The organism is Allorhizobium ampelinum S4 (assembly GCF_000016285.1).
In the GTDB taxonomy this organism is placed as follows: Bacteria; Pseudomonadota; Alphaproteobacteria; order Rhizobiales; family Rhizobiaceae; genus Allorhizobium; species Allorhizobium ampelinum.
In genome coordinates this window covers 1,473,287-1,491,628 of record NC_011989.1, presented here as the reverse complement: position 1 = coordinate 1,491,628, position 18,342 = coordinate 1,473,287, and the positions used below count along the sequence as shown (strand labels likewise).

Sequence of the window (18,342 nt, the reverse complement as noted above, 5' to 3'; positions counted from 1 at the left end):
CCGATGCCAGTCATCTCAAAAATACTCATCGCCAATCGCGGCGAAATCGCCCTTCGCGTGCTGCGCGCCTGCAAGGAGCTTGGCATTGCCTCCGTTGCCGTGCATTCCACAGCGGATGCCGACGCCATGCATGTACGCCTTGCCGACGAAAGCGTCTGCATCGGCCCACCGCCCTCGCGTGACAGCTATCTGAACATTCACCAGATCGTTGCCGCCTGCGAAATCACCGGGGCGGACGCCGTCCATCCCGGCTACGGCTTCCTCTCGGAAAATTCCAAGTTCGCCGATATTCTCGACGCCCATGGCATTACCTTCATCGGACCGACCGCCGATCATATCCGGCTAATGGGCGACAAGATTACCGCCAAGGAAACCGCAAAATCCCTCGGCATTCCCGTAGTTCCGGGTTCTGCTGGCGAAGTGAAGCCGGAAACAGCGCTGGAGATCGCCCGTGAAATCGGCTTTCCGGTGCTGATCAAGGCAACGGCAGGCGGCGGTGGACGCGGGATGAAAGTCGCGAACACCGAAGCAGAACTGGAAGAAGCCGTTTCCACAGCCCGTTCGGAAGCCGCTGCTGCTTTCGGTAACGACGCCGTTTATATGGAAAAATATCTCGGTACGCCCCGGCATATCGAAATCCAGGTATTCGGCGATGGTGAAGGCAATGCCATTCATCTGGGCGAACGCGATTGCTCGCTTCAGCGCCGTCACCAGAAGGTCTGGGAAGAGGCCAATTCCCCTGCCCTGACCCAGGAACAGCGGATGAAGATCGGCCAGATCTGCGCCGACGCCATGAAAAAGCTGAAATATCGTGGCGCTGGCACGATCGAGTTCCTCTATGAAAACGGCGAGTTCTATTTCATTGAAATGAACACCCGTTTGCAGGTGGAGCATCCGGTCACAGAAGCCATCACCGGCATCGACCTGGTCTATGAACAGATCCGCGTTGCATCGGGCGCTGGACTTTCCGTGACACAGGAAGAAGTGGAATTCCGAGGCCATGCCATCGAATGCCGCATCAATGCCGAAGACCCGCGCACCTTCACGCCGTCTCCGGGCACGATCACCCATTTCCACGCTCCAGGTGGGCTTGGGGTGCGGGTGGATTCCGGCGCCTATGCCGGCTACAAGATCCCGCCTTACTATGACAGCCTGATCGGCAAGCTGATCGTGCATGGTCGCACCCGCGAAGAATGCATGATGCGCCTGCGCCGGGTTCTCGATGAATTTGTCATTGACGGGATCAAGACGACCCTGCCATTGTTCCAGGATCTGATCAACAATCCGGATATTGCCAAGGGCGATTACGACATCCATTGGCTGGAGCACTATCTGGCCAAGACGTCCACGAAATAAGGACAAAGAATGGGGCGGCGCAGCAGCAAGGATAGAAGTATAACGCCCGATATCCTGTTGCGCGCCTATTCCATCGGCCTGTTTCCCATGGCCGAATCCAGCGACGACCCGGAACTGTTCTGGGTCGAGCCGGACCTGCGGGGCATCATTCCCCTCGACAGCTTTCACTATTCCAAAAGCCTCGCCAAGATTATCCGGCAAAAGCCGTTTGATATCCGCTTCGATACGGCTTTTGCAGCGGTTCTGGACAAATGCGCCGAGCCCGCACCGGACCGGCCCAGCACCTGGATCAACCAGACAATCCGCGATCTATACACAGCCCTGTTTCAGATGGGCCACGCCCATAGCGTCGAAGCCTTTGAAGGTGATGAGCTGGTCGGCGGCCTTTACGGCGTGTCCCTGGGGGCGGCCTTCTTCGGCGAAAGCATGTTTTCCCGCCGTTCCAACGCATCGAAAATCTGTCTTGTGCATCTGGTCGAAAGGCTACGGGCGCAGGGTTTCGTGCTTCTCGACACCCAGTTTACCACCGAGCATCTGAAAACCTTCGGGGCGATAGATGTGGCGAAAGACGAGTACAGCAAGATGCTGGAAGAGGCCGTAACTATGGCCAATGTGCCGTTTTTATTGCCGGAAGAAATAAGTCCGTAACAAACAGCTTTCCAACATACAGCTCTGGGCTTATTTCGCCGGTTTCGGCACGTCGGAGGTCTGCTTGCAATCCTTCAGCCAGACATCGTAGATCGGGTGCTCAATGGCGTTCAGCGCCGGGCTATCGGCAAACATCCAGCCTGAAAAGATCTGGCGAATGCGACGGTCCAGGGTGATTTCGTCGACCTGCACGAAGGCGTCGACATGCTGCGCCTCGGTTTCATCGCGGGAGTAACAGGCCTTGGGCGTCACCTGCAAGGCGCCGAACTGGACTGTCTCATTGAGATAGACGTCGAACTCGGTAATCCGCCCGGTTATCTTGTCCAAACCCGAAAAGACCGCGACGGCGTTGGAAATGCGGGCGGCATCGGCTGGAACAGTGGCCGTTATCGAGAACGCTACGGTGAGGCTGGTTGCTGCCAGAACCGCTCTCAACACCCTTTTCGTCTGTTTCACAGATCGTATTCCTGTCGTTTCCGGCCGTCGTCGCTCAGATGGGCCAATTTTCAAATGCGCCAGCAGTCGGACCGGAGGTCCGAATTGCAGACACGTCCACCCTATGCGCAAAAACAAATATCAGCAGGAAAACGCTGACAAACCCATGTACCGGAAATTTGTGGCCAAAACCGGAAGAGCGCATAACGCGTTAACACCGTCATGCGCTCACAAAATCTCTGTTAGTTGCCGGGCGTCCAGGCGTCGTAGTCACCGGTGACGCGCGGACGAGCACCGGTTGCAGCAATCGAGCCCTGCGGACGATAGGCTTTGGCGGTGCCGGTCAGGTTCGCCTCATGCGGCTTTTCCCATTCCCTCGGCACGTAATTGTCCTTGGTGGGCGGCACGTCGGTGCGGTGATGCATCCAGCCATGCCAGCCGGGCGGAATGGCGGAGGCGTCAGCGTAGCCGTTATAAATCACCCAGCGACGTTGCAGGCCGAAGCTGCTCATGCCGCCTTCATAGTAGACATTGCCTGCCTCGTCTTCGCCAACGCGCTTACCTTCACGCCAGGTGAAGAAACGGGTTCCGACGGTCTGGCCACTCCACCAGGTGAAAATCTGCAACAAAAGCTGCTTCATGTCTTTTCCTCGGCTCCGCCACGGTCCGGCGGCTTTCAATGATGATTTGCTTATGACGCCTTGACGGGCGCTTGTCCAGAGAGTCGGGTCAAAGCCCTGTTCATTTCAACTTGAACTTGAAGCCAAAATGGCTCTTGCTAAAGCCCAATCGCTCGTAAAATCGATGCGCGTCAAGCCTCACTGCGTTCGAAGACAACTGCACCAGGCGTAGACCTTCAGCCCTTGCCCGTTCCAGGCAGAATTCGATCATTTGCGCACCAATCCCCTGCCCCCGGCAATCCGCCCGTGTCTGCACGGCCTCGACGATCATCGAAGACGAACCGCGCCCGGTCAATGTCGTGGTGATCATGGTCTGGAAAGTGCCAACCACCGCGCCATCACGCTCCGCAACATACAGAATTTCGTTGCTCGACGCGGCGATGCGCCGAAAGGCAGCAAGATAGTCCGGCAGGGCATCGGGGTCTGTGGTATCTCCGTGGCCACCAAGATCGTCAGCGGCAAATAGCGCAACAATGGCGACAATATCATTTTCTTGCGCCGGACGAATAATCAAGGGGAGCATGATGATCCTGAAGGTTTCGGGCTGACAGCTATAAATGCCCTAGAATGGCCCGGATAAAACATTGACCAGCGGCTTTTCCATGACCAGGCCTTCAATGCCGCTACCCGCCACCCCGCAGTTCTGGGTGCGATCGACCTCCATAAAGCCGTGAGTGGTGTAAAAAGCCACCGCACCTGTATTCTTCGGCTCCACGTCCAGCCGCAGGATCTCGGCGTCGGGAAAACAGGTTTCCAGTTCGGCCAGAATGTCAGTGCCAATGCCCTGACGATGAAAGCTGGGATGGACGTACAGCTGATGCAGAATGGCGGTCTTGGCCATATTGTCTGCCATAGCGGCAAAACCCATGCCGCCGAGGCGCTTGCCATCGTCAGCCACCAGAAATTCGCCGCCCTTTTTCGCCAGCCGCGCCTTCAAGGCAGTAGCCGAATGCCAGGTATCGATGATCTTCTGCACCTTGGCCACGCCATAGATGCTGTCATAGGTGGCATGCCAGGTTTCCGACAGCAGCACCCGCACCTTTTCCAGATCTCGGTCATTGGCGGTGCGGATGAAGAACATCGGACTTTACTCCTCCAGGCCGAGCTTGGCCTTGACCAGCGCCTGCACCGCCTGCGGATTGGCCTTGCCACCGGTCGCCTTCATCACCTGACCGACAAACCAGCCAGCCAGCGTCGGCTTGGCCAGCACCTTGGCGACCTGATCCGGATTGGCGGCGATGATTTCATCCACAGCCTTTTCGATGGCGCCGGTGTCGGTCACCTGTTTCATGCCACGGCTCTCAACGATATCGGCGGGATCACCGCCTTCGTTGAATACGATTTCAAACAGGTCCTTGGCGATCTTGCCGGAAATGGTCTCGGCCTTGATCAGATCGATAATGCCGCCGAGCTGGGCAGGTGAAACCGGAGTCTCTTCAATGCCTTTGCCGGCTTTGTTCAAGGCACCCAGCAGGTCGTTGATAACCCAGTTGGCGGCAATCTTGCCGTCGCGGCCCGCAGCCACGGCTTCGTAATAATCGGCAATCGCCTTTTCAGACACCAGCACCGAAGCATCATAGACGGAAAGGCCCAGGGAGGCGACAAAACGCGCCTTCTTGTCGTCGGGCAATTCCGGCAGATCCTTCTTCAAGGCCTGCACGAAGGCATCGTCGAATTCCAGCGGCAACAAGTCGGGATCGGGGAAATATCGATAATCATGCGCGTCCTCCTTGGAGCGCATCGAGCGGGTCTCGCCCTTGCCCGGATCAAACAGCCGGGTTTCCTGATCAATCGAGCCGCCGTCTTCCAAAATGGCGATCTGGCGACGAGCTTCATATTCAATGGCCTGACCGATGAACCGGATGGAGTTGACGTTCTTGATTTCGCAGCGCGTGCCGAATTCGCCGCCCGGCTTGCGCACCGAAACGTTAACGTCGGCGCGCATCGAGCCTTCGTCCATATTACCGTCGCAGGTGCCGAGATAGCGCACGATCGAGCGCAGCTTGGTCATATAGGCCTTGGCTTCGTCAGATGAGCGCATGTCCGGCTTGGAAACGATTTCCATCAGCGCCACGCCGGAACGGTTCAGATCGACATAGGACATGGTCGGATGCTGGTCATGCATCGACTTGCCGGCATCCTGTTCCAGATGCAGCCGCTCGATGCCGATTTCGATATCCTCGAAATTCCCCTGACGATCGGGTCCGAGCGAAATGATGATCTTGCCTTCCCCGACAATCGGGTCCTTGAACTGCGAGATCTGGTAGCCCTGCGGCAGGTCGGGATAGAAATAGTTCTTGCGGTCAAAAATTGAACGCTTGTTGATTTTCGCCTTCAGGCCGAGACCGGTGCGCACCGCCTGGCGAACGCATTCCTCGTTGATAACAGGCAACATGCCGGGCATCGCCGCATCAACCAGCGACACATTGTCGTTCGGTGCATTGCCAAAGGTGGTCGAGGCCCCGGAAAACAGCTTGGACTGGCTCAACACCTGGGCATGAACTTCCATGCCGATAACGATTTCCCAATCGCCGGTGGCGCCGGGAATCAGGCGTTTCGGGTCGGGGGTGCGCGTATCGACAAGGGTCATGACATGCTCTTTTCAGACCAATTCCGGCAAAACACGAGAGGTTTCGCCAAAGGAATTGCACAAACAGAAAGAAGCCGGAGCGGTCGGCAATCGGGAAAAAACAGCAATGCTCCGACAGGTGATTTTCATCTTCCCGGTTAGAACAAATGCGCGGAACGCGCAAGACGAAGCAGCATTGCCACCGCGCTTTGGGCAGCTTGGCACCGTTGAAAACCGGGCATGACCGGGCAAAATTGGGTCGGTCCTTTAAAATGCAGGGAAAAGCACCGACAACAGGCGCTCAAGGCGGATGACGCGCCCTTGAAAACAGGCTATGGGGGCGGCATAGAAAGCCGTTGGAACAGAGATGACCGACCAGCCCCACCCCCATTTTGCCTCACCTCGTTTTGCCGTTGTCGTGCCCATGAAGAATGAGGCCGACAATATCGACCTGTTGATAGGGGAAATCGAGACGGCCTGTCAGGGTGAAGATTTCGAAGCGATCTTCGTGAACGACGGCTCAACTGATGCCACCCTTGCCCGGCTGAAGCAGGCGGCGAGCGTCAAGCCATGGGTACGGGTGCTGCACCATCCCGTGTCCGGCGGTCAATCGGCGGCGATCCACTCGGGCGTCAACGCGGCGCGGGCACCGATCATCTGCACCATGGATGGCGACGGCCAAAACCCACCCTCGGAAATTCCCCGTCTTGTCGCGCCGCTTCTCACGACAAGTGTCGATAGCGACCTTGGCCTGGTCGCTGGGCAACGCGCCAGACGGCAGGATACGCTGTCGAAGAAGGTTGCCTCGCGTCTGGCCAATGGCATCCGCCAAAGCATCTTGCAGGACAAGACCCGCGACACGGGCTGCGGGCTAAAAGCCTTTCGGCGCGATGCGTTTCTGGACCTGCCGTTTTTCAATCACATGCATCGCTATCTGCCGGCGCTGTTTTCCGCCTATGGCTGGCGGGTGGCGCATGTGGATGTCGGTCATCGGCACCGCCATGCCGGAACCTCCAATTATAACAATCTTCAGCGCGCCCTGGTCGGCATTCATGACCTGATCGGCGTCAGCTGGCTGATCAAACGCCGCAAGACCGTGCGCCCGCAGGATATCGGACCATCACCCCATGAATGATCTTCTCGCCTATTTCAAAATCCACGATACCGCCGACCTGATCTGGCTAGGGTTGGGCGTGCTGGCCCAGCTGATGTTTTCGCTGCGCTTCATCATCCAGTGGCTTGTCTCGGAAAAACAGAAACGCTCGGTCATTCCCGCCGCCTTCTGGTGGTTTTCGGTGATCGGTGGCATCATGCTGCTGGCCTATGGCATCCACCGCGGCGAACCGATCATCATGCTCGGCCAGGGGCTTGGCATTATCGTCTATATCCGCAACCTGATGCTGCTGCATCAGGGCCGCAAGACCGATCTGCCCTCCGAATCCAAATCCTGAACCCGGCGGTCCCAGATGCGCATCACCCTTCGCACCAGCGTCTTCCTCATCCTCGCGATTACGCTTTACCGCATCGTGATGCTGCATTTCGACGGTACAGACCTGTTTGTGGACGAGGCGCAATATTGGCTGTGGTCCACCCATCTCGACTTCGGCTATTATTCCAAGCCACCGATGATCGCCTGGGTGATCCATCTGTTCACGCTGATCGGCGGCAGCCAGGATATTTTCTGGATCCGTGTGGCAAGCCCGCTGTTCCATATGGCAACGGCGCTGCTGCTGATCCCGGCAACGGCCCGGCTGACGGGCTCTGAAAAGGCCGGGCTGTGGACGGGACTGAGCTATGCGACCCTGCCGGGCGTGGCGCTGTCATCGGTTTTCATGTCCACCGACACGATCCTGTTTCCCTTCCTGGCGCTGACGCTACTGTGTTATTCGCATCTGATCGAGCGACGCGCGGCTGGCTATGCGGTTCTGATGGGCATCGCAATCGGCTTCGGAACTCTCTCGAAATATGCGATGCTGTATTTCGCCGCGACTGCGATCATTGCCGCCATCGCCCTGCCCAAGGCACGCATCGCGCTCAGAGACACCGTGCTTGCCATCTTCGCGGCAGTCGCGGTTATCGCTCCAAATATCTGGTGGAACAGCACCCATGGCGGCGCCACGCTGAAACACACTTCGGAAAATGCCGATTGGCATGGGCTGAACTTCAAGATCGGCAAGGCGGCAGAGTTTCTCGGCAGTCAGTTCGGCGTGGTCGGACCGGTGCTGTTTGCCGCCCTGCTGATTGTGTTTTACCGGCTGCTGCGGGGCCGCGCCTCCACGACCGAAAAACATCTGTTCATCCTCTCTTGGCCGATCATTCTCGCCATCGTTTTCCAGGCCTTGATGTCGCGCGCCTATGCCAATTGGGCAGCAACCGCTTACGCAGCCGGCACCATGTTGGCGGTCTGGTATCTGCTCCAGTCCTCGCCTCGGGCGCTGAAAATCTCACTGGCGATCAATGGCATCATCGCCGTCGCCTTTCCGCTGCTGACGGCTTTTCCTCAGGACGTCACGACACCAAAAGGCCAATCGGTGCTGGCGCGTTATCTGGGACGAACCGATCTGAGCTGGGCGATTGCTACGACGGCCGCGAGGACCGGCACCGCGACCATCGTCGCTGATAACCGCGATATTCTTGCCGATCTCTTCCACACGCTGCGCGACGAACCCTTCGCCATCAAGGCCCGGACCGCCGGTGGTTTTCCGCGCAATTATTATGAACAGGAATTTCCGCTGACCTCGGCGCTCGGCACGGAAACCGTGCTGTATGTGACCGGAGCCAATGTCACCTGCCACGGCGCAGTGGTCGATCCTGTGGCAGACCTGACGCCAAAGTACGGATATCTCATGGGACGCAAGCTGAAAGCCTACGCCATTTCCGCCAGTTGCCTGACCAACCAGCTGACATAAACGCATTGCGCCCTATTCGAACCCACCGCCGGGGCCATAGGTAAAGCTGCGTTTTTCAACGAGACGCTTCGACATGCCCACCGTTTCAACATCCCGGTCCAACTTCGGATTATAGACCACCGACAGCCAGTGGACACTATAGCCGTGGTGTTCAAAAAAACCGACGGCCTGACGGTTGCGGGCATGGGTTTCGAGATGTGCTTCCTCAAAGCCCAAGTGAACGATATCCTCCTCGATGGAGGCAAGCAGCGCCTTGCTATAGCCGCGCCGCTGGTAATCGGGATCGATCCAGAAATCGGAGATCTTGTCATCGAGATTTTCGCGCGCCGCCCAGCCGACGGGGTGACCTGCATGTTCGACCACGGACATGGTGATCAGATTCGAGCGGGCGAAATTGGTAAATGCGCTGCGGGCAGTATCGACCATCGTCCGCGTTTCACCGACGGGAATCATCGCCTGTTCCCAGGCGCGAAAGCCGATATCGGCCAAAACCCCTGCTTCGTCGGAATGCGCGCTGCGAATCGTCGACATCGGCTCCTCACATGGATGATCGGTCGAGTAGATCACCGGGAATGCAACAGCGCCAGTGGCGTTAAGGTTTTATGAACACTTTGATGAGGAGGTGCTTCAGTAAAGCCGCCGCCGTAGCCGGACCTTGGGAATTTCCAGCTCCATGACGGCGTCGCGCTCCATACCCTGCCAGACTGTCTCGAAACCGCAGCTTTTATAAAGGGCCTGGGCAGCAAAATTGTTCTGGTGGGTGGAAATTCGGGCCTGTTTTACCCCTTCGCACCGCATTGTCTCGCAAAAGTGCAGCACCAGCGACCGGCCAATGCCACGCCGCTGATGGTCAGGCGAGATCCAGATATCGGAAATCACATCCCGCTCCGCCTCACGCGCGCCCCAACCGGCAATCGTCCCTTCGACCTCGGCGACAATGACATCCAGCGCAGGCTCAAAAGGGAAGCGCAAAAACGCCTCCTTGACCTTTTGCGCTACAGCCGGATCGGTCATGGTACGGTCGAGCGGTCCGGTGGAGCGCCAGCTGTCCCAGCCGATGTGACCGACTATCTGCCGGTCAACCTCCATCATCGGCCGCAGGATCAACGGCTTACCACCACTGAGCGGGCGTGAACTTTCCGGCGGCCTGTTCGATGACATGGGCGGTTTTGAAAAGGGTTTCTTCCTCGAAGGGCTTGCCGATCAGTTGCAGGCCAAGCGGCAGACCCTTGGCGTCGAGACCAGCAGGAACCGAGAGGCCCGGCAGGCCCGCCATGTTCAGCGTTACCGAGAAGATGTCGTTGAGATACATTTTCACCGGATCGGCGGCCAGATCCTTATCGCCAATGGCGAAGGCCGAGGACGGAGTGATCGGCGTCAGGATCGCATCGACGCCAGCAGCAAACACCTGTTCGAAATCGCGCTTGATCAGCGTGCGGACTTTCTGGGCACGCAGGTAATAGGCGTCGTAGTAGCCAGCCGAAAGCACATATGTGCCCATCAGGATGCGGCGCTGCACTTCTTTGCCGAAGCCCGCCGCGCGGCTCTTTTCATACATGTCGGCAATATCCTTGCCATCAACACGCAAGCCATAGCGCACACCGTCATAGCGGGCGAGGTTGGATGACGCTTCGGCTGAGGCGACAATGTAATAGGCTGGCAAGGCGTATTTGGTATGCGGCAGGGAAATATCGACAATCTCGGCACCGGCCTCCTTCAGCCAGGCCATGCCCTTCTGCCAGAGGGCCTCGATTTCCTCAGGCATGCCATCGACGCGGTACTCCCGGGGAATGCCGATCTTCATGCCCTTGACGGACTGGCCGATGGCCGCCTCATAGTTTGGAGCGAGCAGATCGACCGAGGTCGTGTCCTTCTCGTCTATGCTGGCCATGGATTTGAGCAGGATGGCGGCATCGCGCACGTCGCGGGCAATTGGACCGGCCTGATCGAGCGACGAGGCATAAGCAACAATACCCCAACGCGAGCAGCGGCCATAGGTGGGCTTGATGCCAACAGTCCCGGTGAAAGCTGCCGGCTGGCGGATGGAGCCGCCGGTATCGGAAGCAGTGGCACCCGCGCAAAGCCGTGCAGCCACAGCCGCCGCCGAACCGCCGGATGAGCCGCCCGGCACCAGCTTTTCCTCAGATCCCGTGGCACGCCATGGATTGACCACCGGACCATAGAAGGAGTTTTCGTTGGACGAACCCATGGCGAATTCGTCCATGTTCAGCTTGCCCAACATCACCGCGCCCTCGTTCCAGAGGTTCTGGGTAACGGTCGATTCGTATTTCGGCTTGAAGCCGTCGAGAATGTTCGAGCAGGCCTGGGTATGGACGTCGCGGGTGGCGAACAGGTCCTTGACGCCAAGCGGAATGCCCTCCAGCGCGCCAGCCTTGCCGGTGGCCAGCCGCGCATCCGAGGCCTTGGCCATATCGCGGGCAATCTCCGGCGTCACCGTCACATAGGCATTGATGGCGCCATTGGCAGCCTCGATGGCGCCCAGATAGGCATCGGTCAGTTCGACGGCGGTGATATCCTTGGAAACCAGCTTTTCGCGGGCTTCGGCAATGGTGAGGCTGGTGAGTTCGCTCATGAATACGGTCACTTTATAGTTGGCGCGGCGGCGTCGAGGGCGTCGATGGAACGGTGGATAACCGGACCAGCTTATTCGACAACCTTGGGCACCAGGAAGAAATGGCGGTCGGTTTCCGGCGCATTGGCAACGATGTCATCGGCCTTACCACCATCGGTGACGGCGTCCTTGCGCTTGCGCATAGCCATTGGCATGACCGACGTCATCGGTTCGACGCCATCGACATTCACTTCCGACAATTGTTCGACAAAGCCAAGAATGCCATTCAACTCCCCCATGACCCGCTCGGCCTCGTCTTCGGGCAGAGCAATACGGGCAAGCTTGGCAACACGCTTGACGGTGGCGAGATCAACGGACATCGGCATTCTCCAGATCGATTATCAGACCCGCTATAATCGCCGAACCGCGCCCGCGCAACGGGCAGGCTTTTACCACCCTCGAATTTTCACCCCTGGCCTCGCATTTTCGCCCCTAGAGAGAATGACCCAGGGGCGAAAACAACGATTTCAGCAAGGCATCATTTCACAGCGACAGCGTTTCGCCCGGCTTGGGTGCCTTGACCTCGGTTTTCGAGCCTTCCATGCCGCCCACGAATTTTTCCGGGGTCTGGTCGATGATCGGGAAGGTGCCGTAATGGGCGGGGATAGCGGTCTTGAAGTTGAAGAATCGTTGGCAGGCAAGTGCTGCAACCGCACCGCCCATGGTGAAACGGTCACCAATCGGCACGATACCAATATCGGGCTGATGCAATTCGTTGATCAGCGCCATATCCGAGAAAATATCGGTATCGCCCATATGCAGCAGGGATGCCTCATCCTGGAAATGCAGCATCAACCCATTGGCATTGCCGAGCGCATGCGACACGCCATCCTCGGTGATCTGTGCGGAGGAATGCAGCGCATTGGTAAAGGTCGCAGTAAAGCCGCCCAGATCGATCGTGCCGCCTGTATTGCCCATCTCGATTTTGGACACACCCTTGGCACCAAGCCAGGCGGCGAGATCGGCATTGGCCAGCACGGTTGCACCGGTATCCTTGGCAATCGCCACCGTATCGCCGACATGGTCGCCATGACCGTGGGTCAGCAGAATATGCGTGACGCCCTTGGTCATATCCTTCCTATCCAGCCCGGAAAAGCTGGCATTGTGGGTCAGGAACGGGTCGATCAGAATGGTGGCCTTGGCGGTTTCGAGACGAAAAGCCGAATGGCCGAGCCAGGTGAGTTTCATGGAATATCCTCTATGGATGAATGAAAATGGTTTGCCCGCCAAGACATATGGCATAAGCAGCGCAAGAAAAGACCAAACGGCGAGGATACCCCCGTATCCACACAGTTTGGCATGAACACACTATTCACATTTTGAGAAACAGTTATGGCGACCCTGGAAATCGAAGAACTGGCGCAAAGCCTGCAACCGGGTCAGGCCGTGGCGGGGCTTGATCTCGGCACCAAGACCATCGGTCTTGCCATGTCGGATCTCGGACGCCGGTTCGCTTCGCCGCGCACGGTGATCAAGCGGACGAAATTTACCAAAGACGCCGAGGTTTTGCTGGCCTTTGCCGCCAAGGAAAAAGTCGCCGCCTTCGTCATTGGCCTGCCGATCAACATGGATGGCTCTTCCGGGCCGCGTGTTCAGGCCACCCGCGCCTTTGTGCGCGCCATGGCCGAAAAAACCGACATTCCCTTCGTCTACTGGGATGAGCGGCTATCGACGGTTGCGGCAACGCGCGCGCTGCTGGAAATGGACGTATCGCGAGCCAAGCGCGCCGAACGGATTGATTCGGCAGCCGCCAGCTTCATTCTTCAAGGGGCGCTGGACAGGCTGTCTGGCCTTGCATCCACGCTCTGAAGCTGCCTTGCTTTCCACCAGGCAGCAATTTGCTTGCGGCGGCGAAAGGCCACCAGGCTGAATAGCACAGTGCTATCGATAACGATGGCACGCATGACCAGCGGCGGAATGCTTTCCGGCGCGATGCCTAGAACATTGCCATAGATGGTAAAGACCAGATCATGGGTCTGGCGGGTCAGCATGAAAAAGCCGAAGCTCATGTCGTTGAGCGAAAGATAATACCAGCTTCCCAAAAGCAGGATTGGCCCGGCCCAGAAGATCAGCAGATATTTCATGCCAGCCTCCCCTTGGCGGATAGAGATTGACGCGGCAGGAGATGGGCAAAAAGATCATCCGGTGCCTTCAGCACCAGCCAATTGATCGCCGCCATGGTGCACAGCACCAATGCTGGCACCGCAATATCCAATGCCAAAACGGCAAAAAACGCCATCATGACGCCCAGTGCCACATATTTCCGAAGGCCAGTCATCATTACCCGCCCCTATTGGTTGCATTCACCAGCAGAGTTAACGGTTAATGAATGCCGCACAACGTAAACCTTTTATTAAGGTTAATTTTGGGGGGATGGGGCTGTGGATAGATTTATTGCGGACGGAAATCCAATCTCAAAAGCGCTTTTTCAGAAAATATTGTCCATGGGCTTTTTCGCCTGCCTCAAGCTCGCCGAACAGCTGAAATCCTAGCTTTTCATAAAACGGACGGGCCTGAAAATCGAAGGTCTCCAGCCAGATCCCTTCACTTTCGTGTCGGCGGGCAATCGCCTCTGCTTCCTCCATCAGGCGTCGGCCAAGACCCAATCCCCGATAGGCTTCAGGCACAACAAGAAGCTTTACAAAACTCCATCCATGATCCGTCAGACCATATAAACCGCCGATAACATTACCACTCTCCGGGTCCCGCAAAAGAATCGCGAATTCGACATAGAAAGCGTGCTGAGCCATCGCATTATTGTAGGTCAGCAAAGCATCGAGAATTGACGCCTTCTGCTGCGAAGTCACGTTATCCTCGACGATTTCAATACGGGGCACCCGCATGATGACGCCACCTCCTTGCGCGTATCAAGCTTTCTAAAAACTGCGTTCCGGAACCGCGTCTCAATCCACCGCCGGATACAGCAAATCAATCAGATACCGACTGTCGAATCGGGCATCCAGCACGCCGTAGGTATTTCGCCAGCCGCCTGTCAGGCGTGTCTCAAGAAAGGCATCGGCGATCTTGCCCGCCCCCATGCGGTAAAGCTCGGCGGCGGCGGCGGCCAGTGCCATTTGCTCGACCAGCAGGCGGGCCGCACCCTCGTCGCGTTCGCAGAGCGCCATGGCGGCGCGCAGCACTTCGACGGTCTTGCGGCCTGACGGGCCGAGATCGCGTTCCAGCTCGGCAAACACCATTTCGAACAGATCCTTGCCACGGGCCAGCACGCGCAGCACGTCCAGCGCCATGACATTGCCGGAGCCTTCCCAGATGGCGTTAACAGGGGCCTCGCGGTAATGGCGGGCAATGGCGCGTTCTTCCACATAGCCGCTGCCGCCGATGCATTCCATCGCTTCATAGATCAGCGGCGGCGCCATTTTGCAGACCCAGTATTTCACCACCGGCGTCATCACCCGTGCGTAAGCCGCATCGGCGGGATTGTCACGAGCACGGTCGAAAGCCTCGGCCAGCCGGAAGGACAGCGCCGTGGCCGCCGCCACATCCAGCGCCATATCGGCCAGAACGCGGGTCATGATCGGCTGGTCCACCAACTTCTTGCCGAACACCGAGCGGCCCCGCACATGGTGGACAGCCTCGGCCATCGAAGCGCGCATGATGCCAGCGGACGCAAGTGCGCAATCGAGCCGGGTCAGGGTTACCATTTCCAGGATGGTGCGGATGCCGCCGCCCTGCTCGCCCAGCAAAAAGCCGAAGGCATCGGTAAATTCGACCTCGGAGGAGGCATTGGAGCGATTGCCGATCTTGTCCTTCAGCCGCTGGAACTGCAAACCATTGGCCGAACCGTCTTCCAACAGGCGCGGCACCAGGAAACAACCAACACCCTCCGGCATCTGCGCCAGCATAACGAACCCATCGCTCATCGGTGCCGACATGAACCATTTGTGGCCGGAGAGCCGGTAGATCCCCTCGCCTACCCGTGTGGCGGTGGAGATATTGGCGCGCACATCGGTGCCGCCCTGTTTCTCCGTCATGCCCATGCCAATGGTAATGGCCGATTTCTGCATGGCGGGGCGGTTGGAACTGTCATATTTGCGCGAGAGAATCTTCGGCGCCCATTCCTTCTGCACTCGGGGCGAGCCCATCAGGGCGGCGACCGAGGCGCTGGTCATGGTCAGCGGGCAGAGATGGCCGCATTCAAGCTGGGCGGTGAGATAGAATCGCACGGCGCGGGCCTTGTGGTCCTGGCCGCGTGCATCCGCTAAATTTTCCCAGACGGAGGAATGCAGGCCGGTTGCCATGGAACGGCGCATCAGCGCGTGCCAGGCCGGATGAAACTCCACCACATCCAGCCGCTCGCCGCGTGGCCCGTGAGTGCGCAGTTCCGGCGGATTGTGGTTGGCCATGCGGGCCAGTTCCTGCGCCTCATGCGAGGTCACATAGCGGCCCAGCGTATCATATTCATCGCGCAGGTTGCGGCTGAGGCCGTTGGTAATATCAACCACCAGCGGATCGGTGCGAAAGGCGTTCACGCCGGACCAGGGCCTTGGCTGATTGAGTTCCAGCAATTTGTCTTCCGTACGGCTCATCCGCGTTCCAATTTTTATCTTTGTCTTACAGCAATGCCGCAAATCGATCTTTGTCGATGGTCTTTAACACGTTTGCGCGCATTTGCGACAGCATGGGTCGGGGCAAGCGACCAAAACGGGGGACAAAGGCTTGCACGTCTCAAGCAGGCTTGCTCCTGATCATCGCAGTCTTTATAGACCGCGCGACCCCTTCGGAGTCTCATGCTTTCACTACGAAGCGGAGAGACTCCAAAGCCTTTCGTTGTCGTTTGTCCTGTCGGAAAATCGGGCTCCATTTTTCCCTGACGAACTCTAGGAGAACATGCGCATGGTCTTCTTTCCCCATCGCCATCTGATTGGCATCAAGGGCCTTACCGAAACCGATATTACCTATCTGCTCGATAAAGCTGACGAAGCGGTAAAAATCAGCCGCCAGCGTGAAAAAAAGACCTCCACCCTGCGCGGTCTGACCCAGATCAACCTTTTTTTCGAGGCGTCCACCCGCACCCAGTCATCCTTCGAGCTGGCGGGCAAGCGGCTCGGTGCCGATGTGATGAACATGTCGGTCGGTAATTCGTCGGTCAAGAAAGGCGAGACGCTGATCGATACGGCGATGACGCTGAACGCCATGCACCCGGACGTGCTGGTGGTGCGCCATGCCTCGGCCGGTGCCGCAGCGCTTCTGTCGCAAAAGGTTGCCTGCGCGGTGATCAATGCCGGCGACGGCCAGCATGAACATCCAACCCAGGCGCTGCTCGACGCGCTGACAATCCGGCGCGCCAAGGGCAAGCTGTCGCGGATCATCGTTGCAATCTGCGGCGACGTGCTGCATTCGCGCGTCGCCCGCTCCAATATTCTCCTGCTCAACGCCATGGGTGCGCGGGTCAGGGTCGTGGCCCCCGCCACGCTGCTGCCCTCTGGCATTGCCGATATGAGTGTCGAAGTCTTCCACGATATGAAGGAAGGTCTCAAGGATGCTGATGTCGTGATGATGTTGCGCTTGCAGCGCGAGCGCATGGCAGGGTCGTTTGTCCCGTCGATCCGCGAATATTTCCACTTCTATGGGCTTGATGCCGAAAAGCTGAAAGCCGCCAAGGAAGACGCCCTGGTCATGCATCCCGGCCCGATGAACCGGGGGGTGGAAATCGCCTCCGATGTGGCCGATGGGCCGCAAAGCGTCATCGAAAGCCAGGTCGAGATGGGTGTCGCCGTGCGCATGGCCGTGATGGAATCGCTACTGATCTCTGACAATAACGGCCCGCGTAGCGAAGGAGTTGGCGCATGAACAAACCGCTTGTCTTCACCAATGCCCGCATTATCGACCCGTCGCGTTCGCTGGATGAGGTTGGCAGCATTATCGTCGGTGCCGATGGCCGCATTCTGGCCTCCGGTGCCGATGCCCGCAATCAGGGCGCGCCAGAGGGCGCCGAAATCAGGGACTGCAAAGGTCTGGTCGCGGCACCGGGTCTGGTGGATGCGCAGGTATTTGTCGGCGAACCCGGTGGTGAGCACCGCGAAACACTGGCCTCCGCCGGCAAGGCCGCAGCGGCTGGCGGCGTGACCTCCTTCGTGATGATGCCGGATACCGATCCTGTCATCGATGACATCGCCCTGGTGGAATTCATCAAGAATGCGGCGCGGGAAAAATCGCCGGTCAATATCTACCCGGCAGCGGCCCTGACCCGTCGGCTGCGCGGCGAGGAAATGACCGAATTCGGCCTGTTGCAACAGGCGGGCGCCGTCTGCTTCACCAATGGCCGCCATGGACTGGATGATACGCTGGTGCTGCGCCGGGCGATGACCTATGCGCGTGAATTCGGCGCGGTGATTTCGCTGGAACTGCACGAAAAATATCTCGGCAATGGCGTGATGAACGAAGGCCTGTTTGCCAGTTGGCTGGGCTTGTCCGGCGTGCCGAAGGAAGCCGAAATCATTCCGCTGGAACGCGACCTGCGTATCGCCGGGCTAACGCGGGCAAAATATCATGCCGCCAAGATTTCGGTGCCCGGCTCGGTGGAGGCCATCAAACTTGCCCGCGCACGCGGCGCCAACGTCACCTGCGGCATTTCCATCAACAATCTGTCGCTGAACGAAAACGATATCGGTGAATACCGGACGTTCTTCAAACTGGCCCCGCCGCTGCGGGCCGAGGATGATCGGGTGGCGATGGTCGAGGCCTTGGCAAGCGGCGATATCGACATCATCGTTTCAGCCCATGATCCGCAGGATGTCGATACCAAGCGCCTGCCGTTCGGCGATGCTGCCGATGGCGCGGTTGGTCTGGAAACCTTGCTGGCAGCGGCTCTCAGGCTGCATCATGCCGGTCAGGTGCCGCTGATGCGGCTGATCGATGCGATGTCCACCCGGCCCGCTGCAATTTTCGGGCTGGATGCCGGCACATTGAAGCCGGGTGCAAAGGCCGATATCGTACTCATCGATCTGGACGAGCCATGGTTGGTTGCCAAGGAGACGCTGTTGTCGCGCTCCAAGAATACACCCTTTGAAGACGCCCGCTTCTCCGGCCGCGCTGTCGCCACCTATGTGGCGGGCCGTCCGGTGTTTTCTCTGTCTTGAACGTATAGGAGCC

The 18,342-nt window shown here is 58.3% G+C and carries 22 protein-coding genes; 8 read left to right on the top strand and 14 right to left on the bottom strand.

Features of this window, described 5'->3' with window-relative positions:
• The first annotated feature begins 3 nt into the window (after positions 1–3).
• Together accC and aat are read left to right on the top strand one after the other, a co-directional pair.
• Positions 4–1,356, top strand: a complete 1,353-nt coding sequence (accC, locus tag AVI_RS06995; protein WP_015915706.1) for an acetyl-CoA carboxylase biotin carboxylase subunit — start codon at positions 4–6, stop codon at positions 1,354–1,356.
• 9 nt (positions 1,357–1,365) lie between these two features.
• Complete coding sequence (gene aat / locus AVI_RS06990; RefSeq protein WP_015915705.1) at positions 1,366–2,004, top strand: leucyl/phenylalanyl-tRNA--protein transferase; 639 nt, start codon at positions 1,366–1,368, stop codon at positions 2,002–2,004.
• A gap of 30 nt (positions 2,005–2,034) precedes the next feature.
• Here aat and AVI_RS06985 read toward each other — a convergent pair whose 3' ends face one another.
• The 5 genes from AVI_RS06985 to gatB form a co-directional block, all read right to left on the bottom strand.
• Positions 2,035–2,427, bottom strand: a complete 393-nt coding sequence (locus tag AVI_RS06985) for a DUF2155 domain-containing protein (RefSeq protein WP_234617909.1) — start codon at positions 2,425–2,427, stop codon at positions 2,035–2,037.
• A gap of 254 nt (positions 2,428–2,681) precedes the next feature.
• Positions 2,682–3,080, bottom strand: a complete 399-nt coding sequence (locus AVI_RS06980; RefSeq protein ID WP_015915703.1) for an NADH:ubiquinone oxidoreductase subunit NDUFA12 — start codon at positions 3,078–3,080, stop codon at positions 2,682–2,684.
• Positions 3,081–3,180: 100 nt separating this feature from the next.
• On the bottom strand, positions 3,181–3,642 hold the full coding sequence (locus AVI_RS06975; RefSeq protein WP_015915702.1) for a GNAT family N-acetyltransferase: 462 nt from the start codon (positions 3,640–3,642) through the stop codon (positions 3,181–3,183).
• Between the two features lie 39 nt (positions 3,643–3,681).
• Positions 3,682–4,200 (bottom strand): GNAT family N-acetyltransferase, encoded by a 519-nt coding sequence (locus tag AVI_RS06970; protein WP_015915701.1) that lies wholly within the window; start codon positions 4,198–4,200, stop codon positions 3,682–3,684.
• A gap of 6 nt (positions 4,201–4,206) precedes the next feature.
• On the bottom strand, positions 4,207–5,709 hold the full coding sequence (gatB, locus tag AVI_RS06965; RefSeq protein WP_015915700.1) for an Asp-tRNA(Asn)/Glu-tRNA(Gln) amidotransferase subunit GatB: 1,503 nt from the start codon (positions 5,707–5,709) through the stop codon (positions 4,207–4,209).
• 346 nt (positions 5,710–6,055) lie between these two features.
• Here gatB and AVI_RS06955 point away from each other — a divergent pair, with 346 nt between their 5' ends.
• From AVI_RS06955 to AVI_RS06945, 3 genes are read left to right on the top strand one after another with little or no spacing between them, the layout of a single operon-like run.
• Positions 6,056–6,823: a glycosyltransferase family 2 protein gene (locus AVI_RS06955; protein ID WP_015915699.1), complete on the top strand. Its 768-nt coding sequence runs from the start codon at positions 6,056–6,058 to the stop codon at positions 6,821–6,823.
• Positions 6,816–7,139: a lipid-A-disaccharide synthase N-terminal domain-containing protein gene (locus tag AVI_RS06950; RefSeq protein WP_015915698.1), complete on the top strand. Its 324-nt coding sequence runs from the start codon at positions 6,816–6,818 to the stop codon at positions 7,137–7,139. The genes AVI_RS06955 and AVI_RS06950 overlap by 8 nt, the downstream gene beginning before the upstream one ends.
• Positions 7,140–7,154: 15 nt before the next feature.
• Positions 7,155–8,597, top strand: a complete 1,443-nt coding sequence (locus AVI_RS06945; protein ID WP_015915697.1) for an ArnT family glycosyltransferase — start codon at positions 7,155–7,157, stop codon at positions 8,595–8,597.
• Positions 8,598–8,609: 12 nt separating this feature from the next.
• Here the strand turns inward: AVI_RS06945 and AVI_RS06940 are convergent, their stop codons facing one another.
• From AVI_RS06940 to AVI_RS06920, 5 genes are all read right to left on the bottom strand, one after another.
• A complete protein-coding gene (locus tag AVI_RS06940; protein WP_015915696.1) occupies positions 8,610–9,128 on the bottom strand; it encodes a GNAT family N-acetyltransferase in 519 nt (172 codons plus the stop codon).
• A gap of 96 nt (positions 9,129–9,224) precedes the next feature.
• Positions 9,225–9,758: a GNAT family N-acetyltransferase gene (locus AVI_RS06935; RefSeq protein WP_080516966.1), complete on the bottom strand. Its 534-nt coding sequence runs from the start codon at positions 9,756–9,758 to the stop codon at positions 9,225–9,227.
• Positions 9,709–11,190 carry an Asp-tRNA(Asn)/Glu-tRNA(Gln) amidotransferase subunit GatA gene (gene gatA, locus AVI_RS06930; RefSeq protein ID WP_015915694.1) on the bottom strand — a complete coding sequence of 494 codons (1,482 nt, stop codon included), beginning with the start codon at positions 11,188–11,190 and terminating at the stop codon, positions 9,709–9,711. The genes AVI_RS06935 and gatA overlap by 50 nt, the downstream gene beginning before the upstream one ends.
• Before the next feature lie 71 nt (positions 11,191–11,261).
• Complete coding sequence (gene gatC / locus AVI_RS06925; protein WP_015915693.1) at positions 11,262–11,549, bottom strand: Asp-tRNA(Asn)/Glu-tRNA(Gln) amidotransferase subunit GatC; 288 nt, start codon at positions 11,547–11,549, stop codon at positions 11,262–11,264.
• 163 nt (positions 11,550–11,712) lie between these two features.
• Positions 11,713–12,417, bottom strand: a complete 705-nt coding sequence (locus AVI_RS06920) for a metal-dependent hydrolase (protein ID WP_015915692.1) — start codon at positions 12,415–12,417, stop codon at positions 11,713–11,715.
• 144 nt (positions 12,418–12,561) lie between these two features.
• Here AVI_RS06920 and ruvX point away from each other — a divergent pair, with 144 nt between their 5' ends.
• Positions 12,562–13,038 carry a Holliday junction resolvase RuvX gene (gene ruvX, locus AVI_RS06915; protein WP_015915691.1) on the top strand — a complete coding sequence of 159 codons (477 nt, stop codon included), beginning with the start codon at positions 12,562–12,564 and terminating at the stop codon, positions 13,036–13,038.
• Here ruvX and AVI_RS06910 read toward each other — a convergent pair.
• The 4 genes from AVI_RS06910 to AVI_RS06895 all read right to left on the bottom strand — a co-directional run bounded on the left by AVI_RS06910 (position 12,993) and on the right by AVI_RS06895 (position 15,776).
• Positions 12,993–13,313, bottom strand: a complete 321-nt coding sequence (locus tag AVI_RS06910) for a DUF6105 family protein (protein WP_015915690.1) — start codon at positions 13,311–13,313, stop codon at positions 12,993–12,995. The two genes, ruvX and AVI_RS06910, sit on opposite strands and share 46 nt — an antisense overlap.
• Positions 13,310–13,510 carry a hypothetical protein gene (locus AVI_RS06905; RefSeq protein WP_041696454.1) on the bottom strand — a complete coding sequence of 67 codons (201 nt, stop codon included), beginning with the start codon at positions 13,508–13,510 and terminating at the stop codon, positions 13,310–13,312. Before AVI_RS06905 ends, AVI_RS06910 begins: the two co-directional genes overlap by 4 nt.
• 133 nt (positions 13,511–13,643) lie before the next feature.
• Positions 13,644–14,072: a GNAT family N-acetyltransferase gene (locus AVI_RS06900; RefSeq protein ID WP_015915689.1), complete on the bottom strand. Its 429-nt coding sequence runs from the start codon at positions 14,070–14,072 to the stop codon at positions 13,644–13,646.
• Between the two features lie 60 nt (positions 14,073–14,132).
• Positions 14,133–15,776 (bottom strand): acyl-CoA dehydrogenase family protein, encoded by a 1,644-nt coding sequence (locus AVI_RS06895; RefSeq protein WP_015915688.1) that lies wholly within the window; start codon positions 15,774–15,776, stop codon positions 14,133–14,135.
• Positions 15,777–16,083: 307 nt separating this feature from the next.
• Here AVI_RS06895 and AVI_RS06890 point away from each other — a divergent pair, with 307 nt between their 5' ends.
• Together AVI_RS06890 and AVI_RS06885 are read left to right on the top strand one after the other, a co-directional pair.
• The gene (locus AVI_RS06890) at positions 16,084–17,040 is read left to right on the top strand and encodes an aspartate carbamoyltransferase catalytic subunit (RefSeq protein WP_015915687.1); all 957 of its coding nucleotides are present in this window, start codon (positions 16,084–16,086) and stop codon (positions 17,038–17,040) included.
• A complete protein-coding gene (locus tag AVI_RS06885; protein ID WP_015915686.1) occupies positions 17,037–18,329 on the top strand; it encodes a dihydroorotase in 1,293 nt (430 codons plus the stop codon). Before AVI_RS06890 ends, AVI_RS06885 begins: the two co-directional genes overlap by 4 nt.
• Positions 18,330–18,342: the final 13 nt, after the last annotated feature.

Excerpts from the sequence above, each read along its gene's own strand:
- AVI_RS06905 (WP_041696454.1), bottom strand. The coding sequence starts at position 13,510 with ATGATGACTGGCCTTCGGAAATATGTGGCACTGGGCGTCATGATGGCG.
- AVI_RS06970 (WP_015915701.1), bottom strand. The coding sequence starts at position 4,200 with ATGTTCTTCATCCGCACCGCCAATGACCGAGATCTGGAAAAGGTGCGG.
- AVI_RS06945 (WP_015915697.1), top strand. The coding sequence starts at position 7,155 with ATGCGCATCACCCTTCGCACCAGCGTCTTCCTCATCCTCGCGATTACG.
- AVI_RS06955 (WP_015915699.1), top strand. The coding sequence starts at position 6,056 with ATGACCGACCAGCCCCACCCCCATTTTGCCTCACCTCGTTTTGCCGTT.
- AVI_RS06890 (WP_015915687.1), top strand. The coding sequence starts at position 16,084 with ATGGTCTTCTTTCCCCATCGCCATCTGATTGGCATCAAGGGCCTTACC.
- AVI_RS06920 (WP_015915692.1), bottom strand. The coding sequence starts at position 12,417 with ATGAAACTCACCTGGCTCGGCCATTCGGCTTTTCGTCTCGAAACCGCC.
- AVI_RS06940 (WP_015915696.1), bottom strand. The coding sequence starts at position 9,128 with ATGTCGACGATTCGCAGCGCGCATTCCGACGAAGCAGGGGTTTTGGCC.
- AVI_RS06895 (WP_015915688.1), bottom strand. The coding sequence starts at position 15,776 with ATGAGCCGTACGGAAGACAAATTGCTGGAACTCAATCAGCCAAGGCCC.
- AVI_RS06910 (WP_015915690.1), bottom strand. The coding sequence starts at position 13,313 with ATGAAATATCTGCTGATCTTCTGGGCCGGGCCAATCCTGCTTTTGGGA.
- AVI_RS06980 (WP_015915703.1), bottom strand. The coding sequence starts at position 3,080 with ATGAAGCAGCTTTTGTTGCAGATTTTCACCTGGTGGAGTGGCCAGACC.
- accC (WP_015915706.1), top strand. The coding sequence starts at position 4 with ATGCCAGTCATCTCAAAAATACTCATCGCCAATCGCGGCGAAATCGCC.
- gatC (WP_015915693.1), bottom strand. The coding sequence starts at position 11,549 with ATGTCCGTTGATCTCGCCACCGTCAAGCGTGTTGCCAAGCTTGCCCGT.
- AVI_RS06900 (WP_015915689.1), bottom strand. The coding sequence starts at position 14,072 with ATGCGGGTGCCCCGTATTGAAATCGTCGAGGATAACGTGACTTCGCAG.
- AVI_RS06885 (WP_015915686.1), top strand. The coding sequence starts at position 17,037 with ATGAACAAACCGCTTGTCTTCACCAATGCCCGCATTATCGACCCGTCG.
- AVI_RS06950 (WP_015915698.1), top strand. The coding sequence starts at position 6,816 with ATGAATGATCTTCTCGCCTATTTCAAAATCCACGATACCGCCGACCTG.
- aat (WP_015915705.1), top strand. The coding sequence starts at position 1,366 with ATGGGGCGGCGCAGCAGCAAGGATAGAAGTATAACGCCCGATATCCTG.
- AVI_RS06975 (WP_015915702.1), bottom strand. The coding sequence starts at position 3,642 with ATGCTCCCCTTGATTATTCGTCCGGCGCAAGAAAATGATATTGTCGCC.
- ruvX (WP_015915691.1), top strand. The coding sequence starts at position 12,562 with ATGGCGACCCTGGAAATCGAAGAACTGGCGCAAAGCCTGCAACCGGGT.
- gatB (WP_015915700.1), bottom strand. The coding sequence starts at position 5,709 with ATGACCCTTGTCGATACGCGCACCCCCGACCCGAAACGCCTGATTCCC.
- AVI_RS06935 (WP_080516966.1), bottom strand. The coding sequence starts at position 9,758 with ATGTCATCGAACAGGCCGCCGGAAAGTTCACGCCCGCTCAGTGGTGGT.
- gatA (WP_015915694.1), bottom strand. The coding sequence starts at position 11,190 with ATGAGCGAACTCACCAGCCTCACCATTGCCGAAGCCCGCGAAAAGCTG.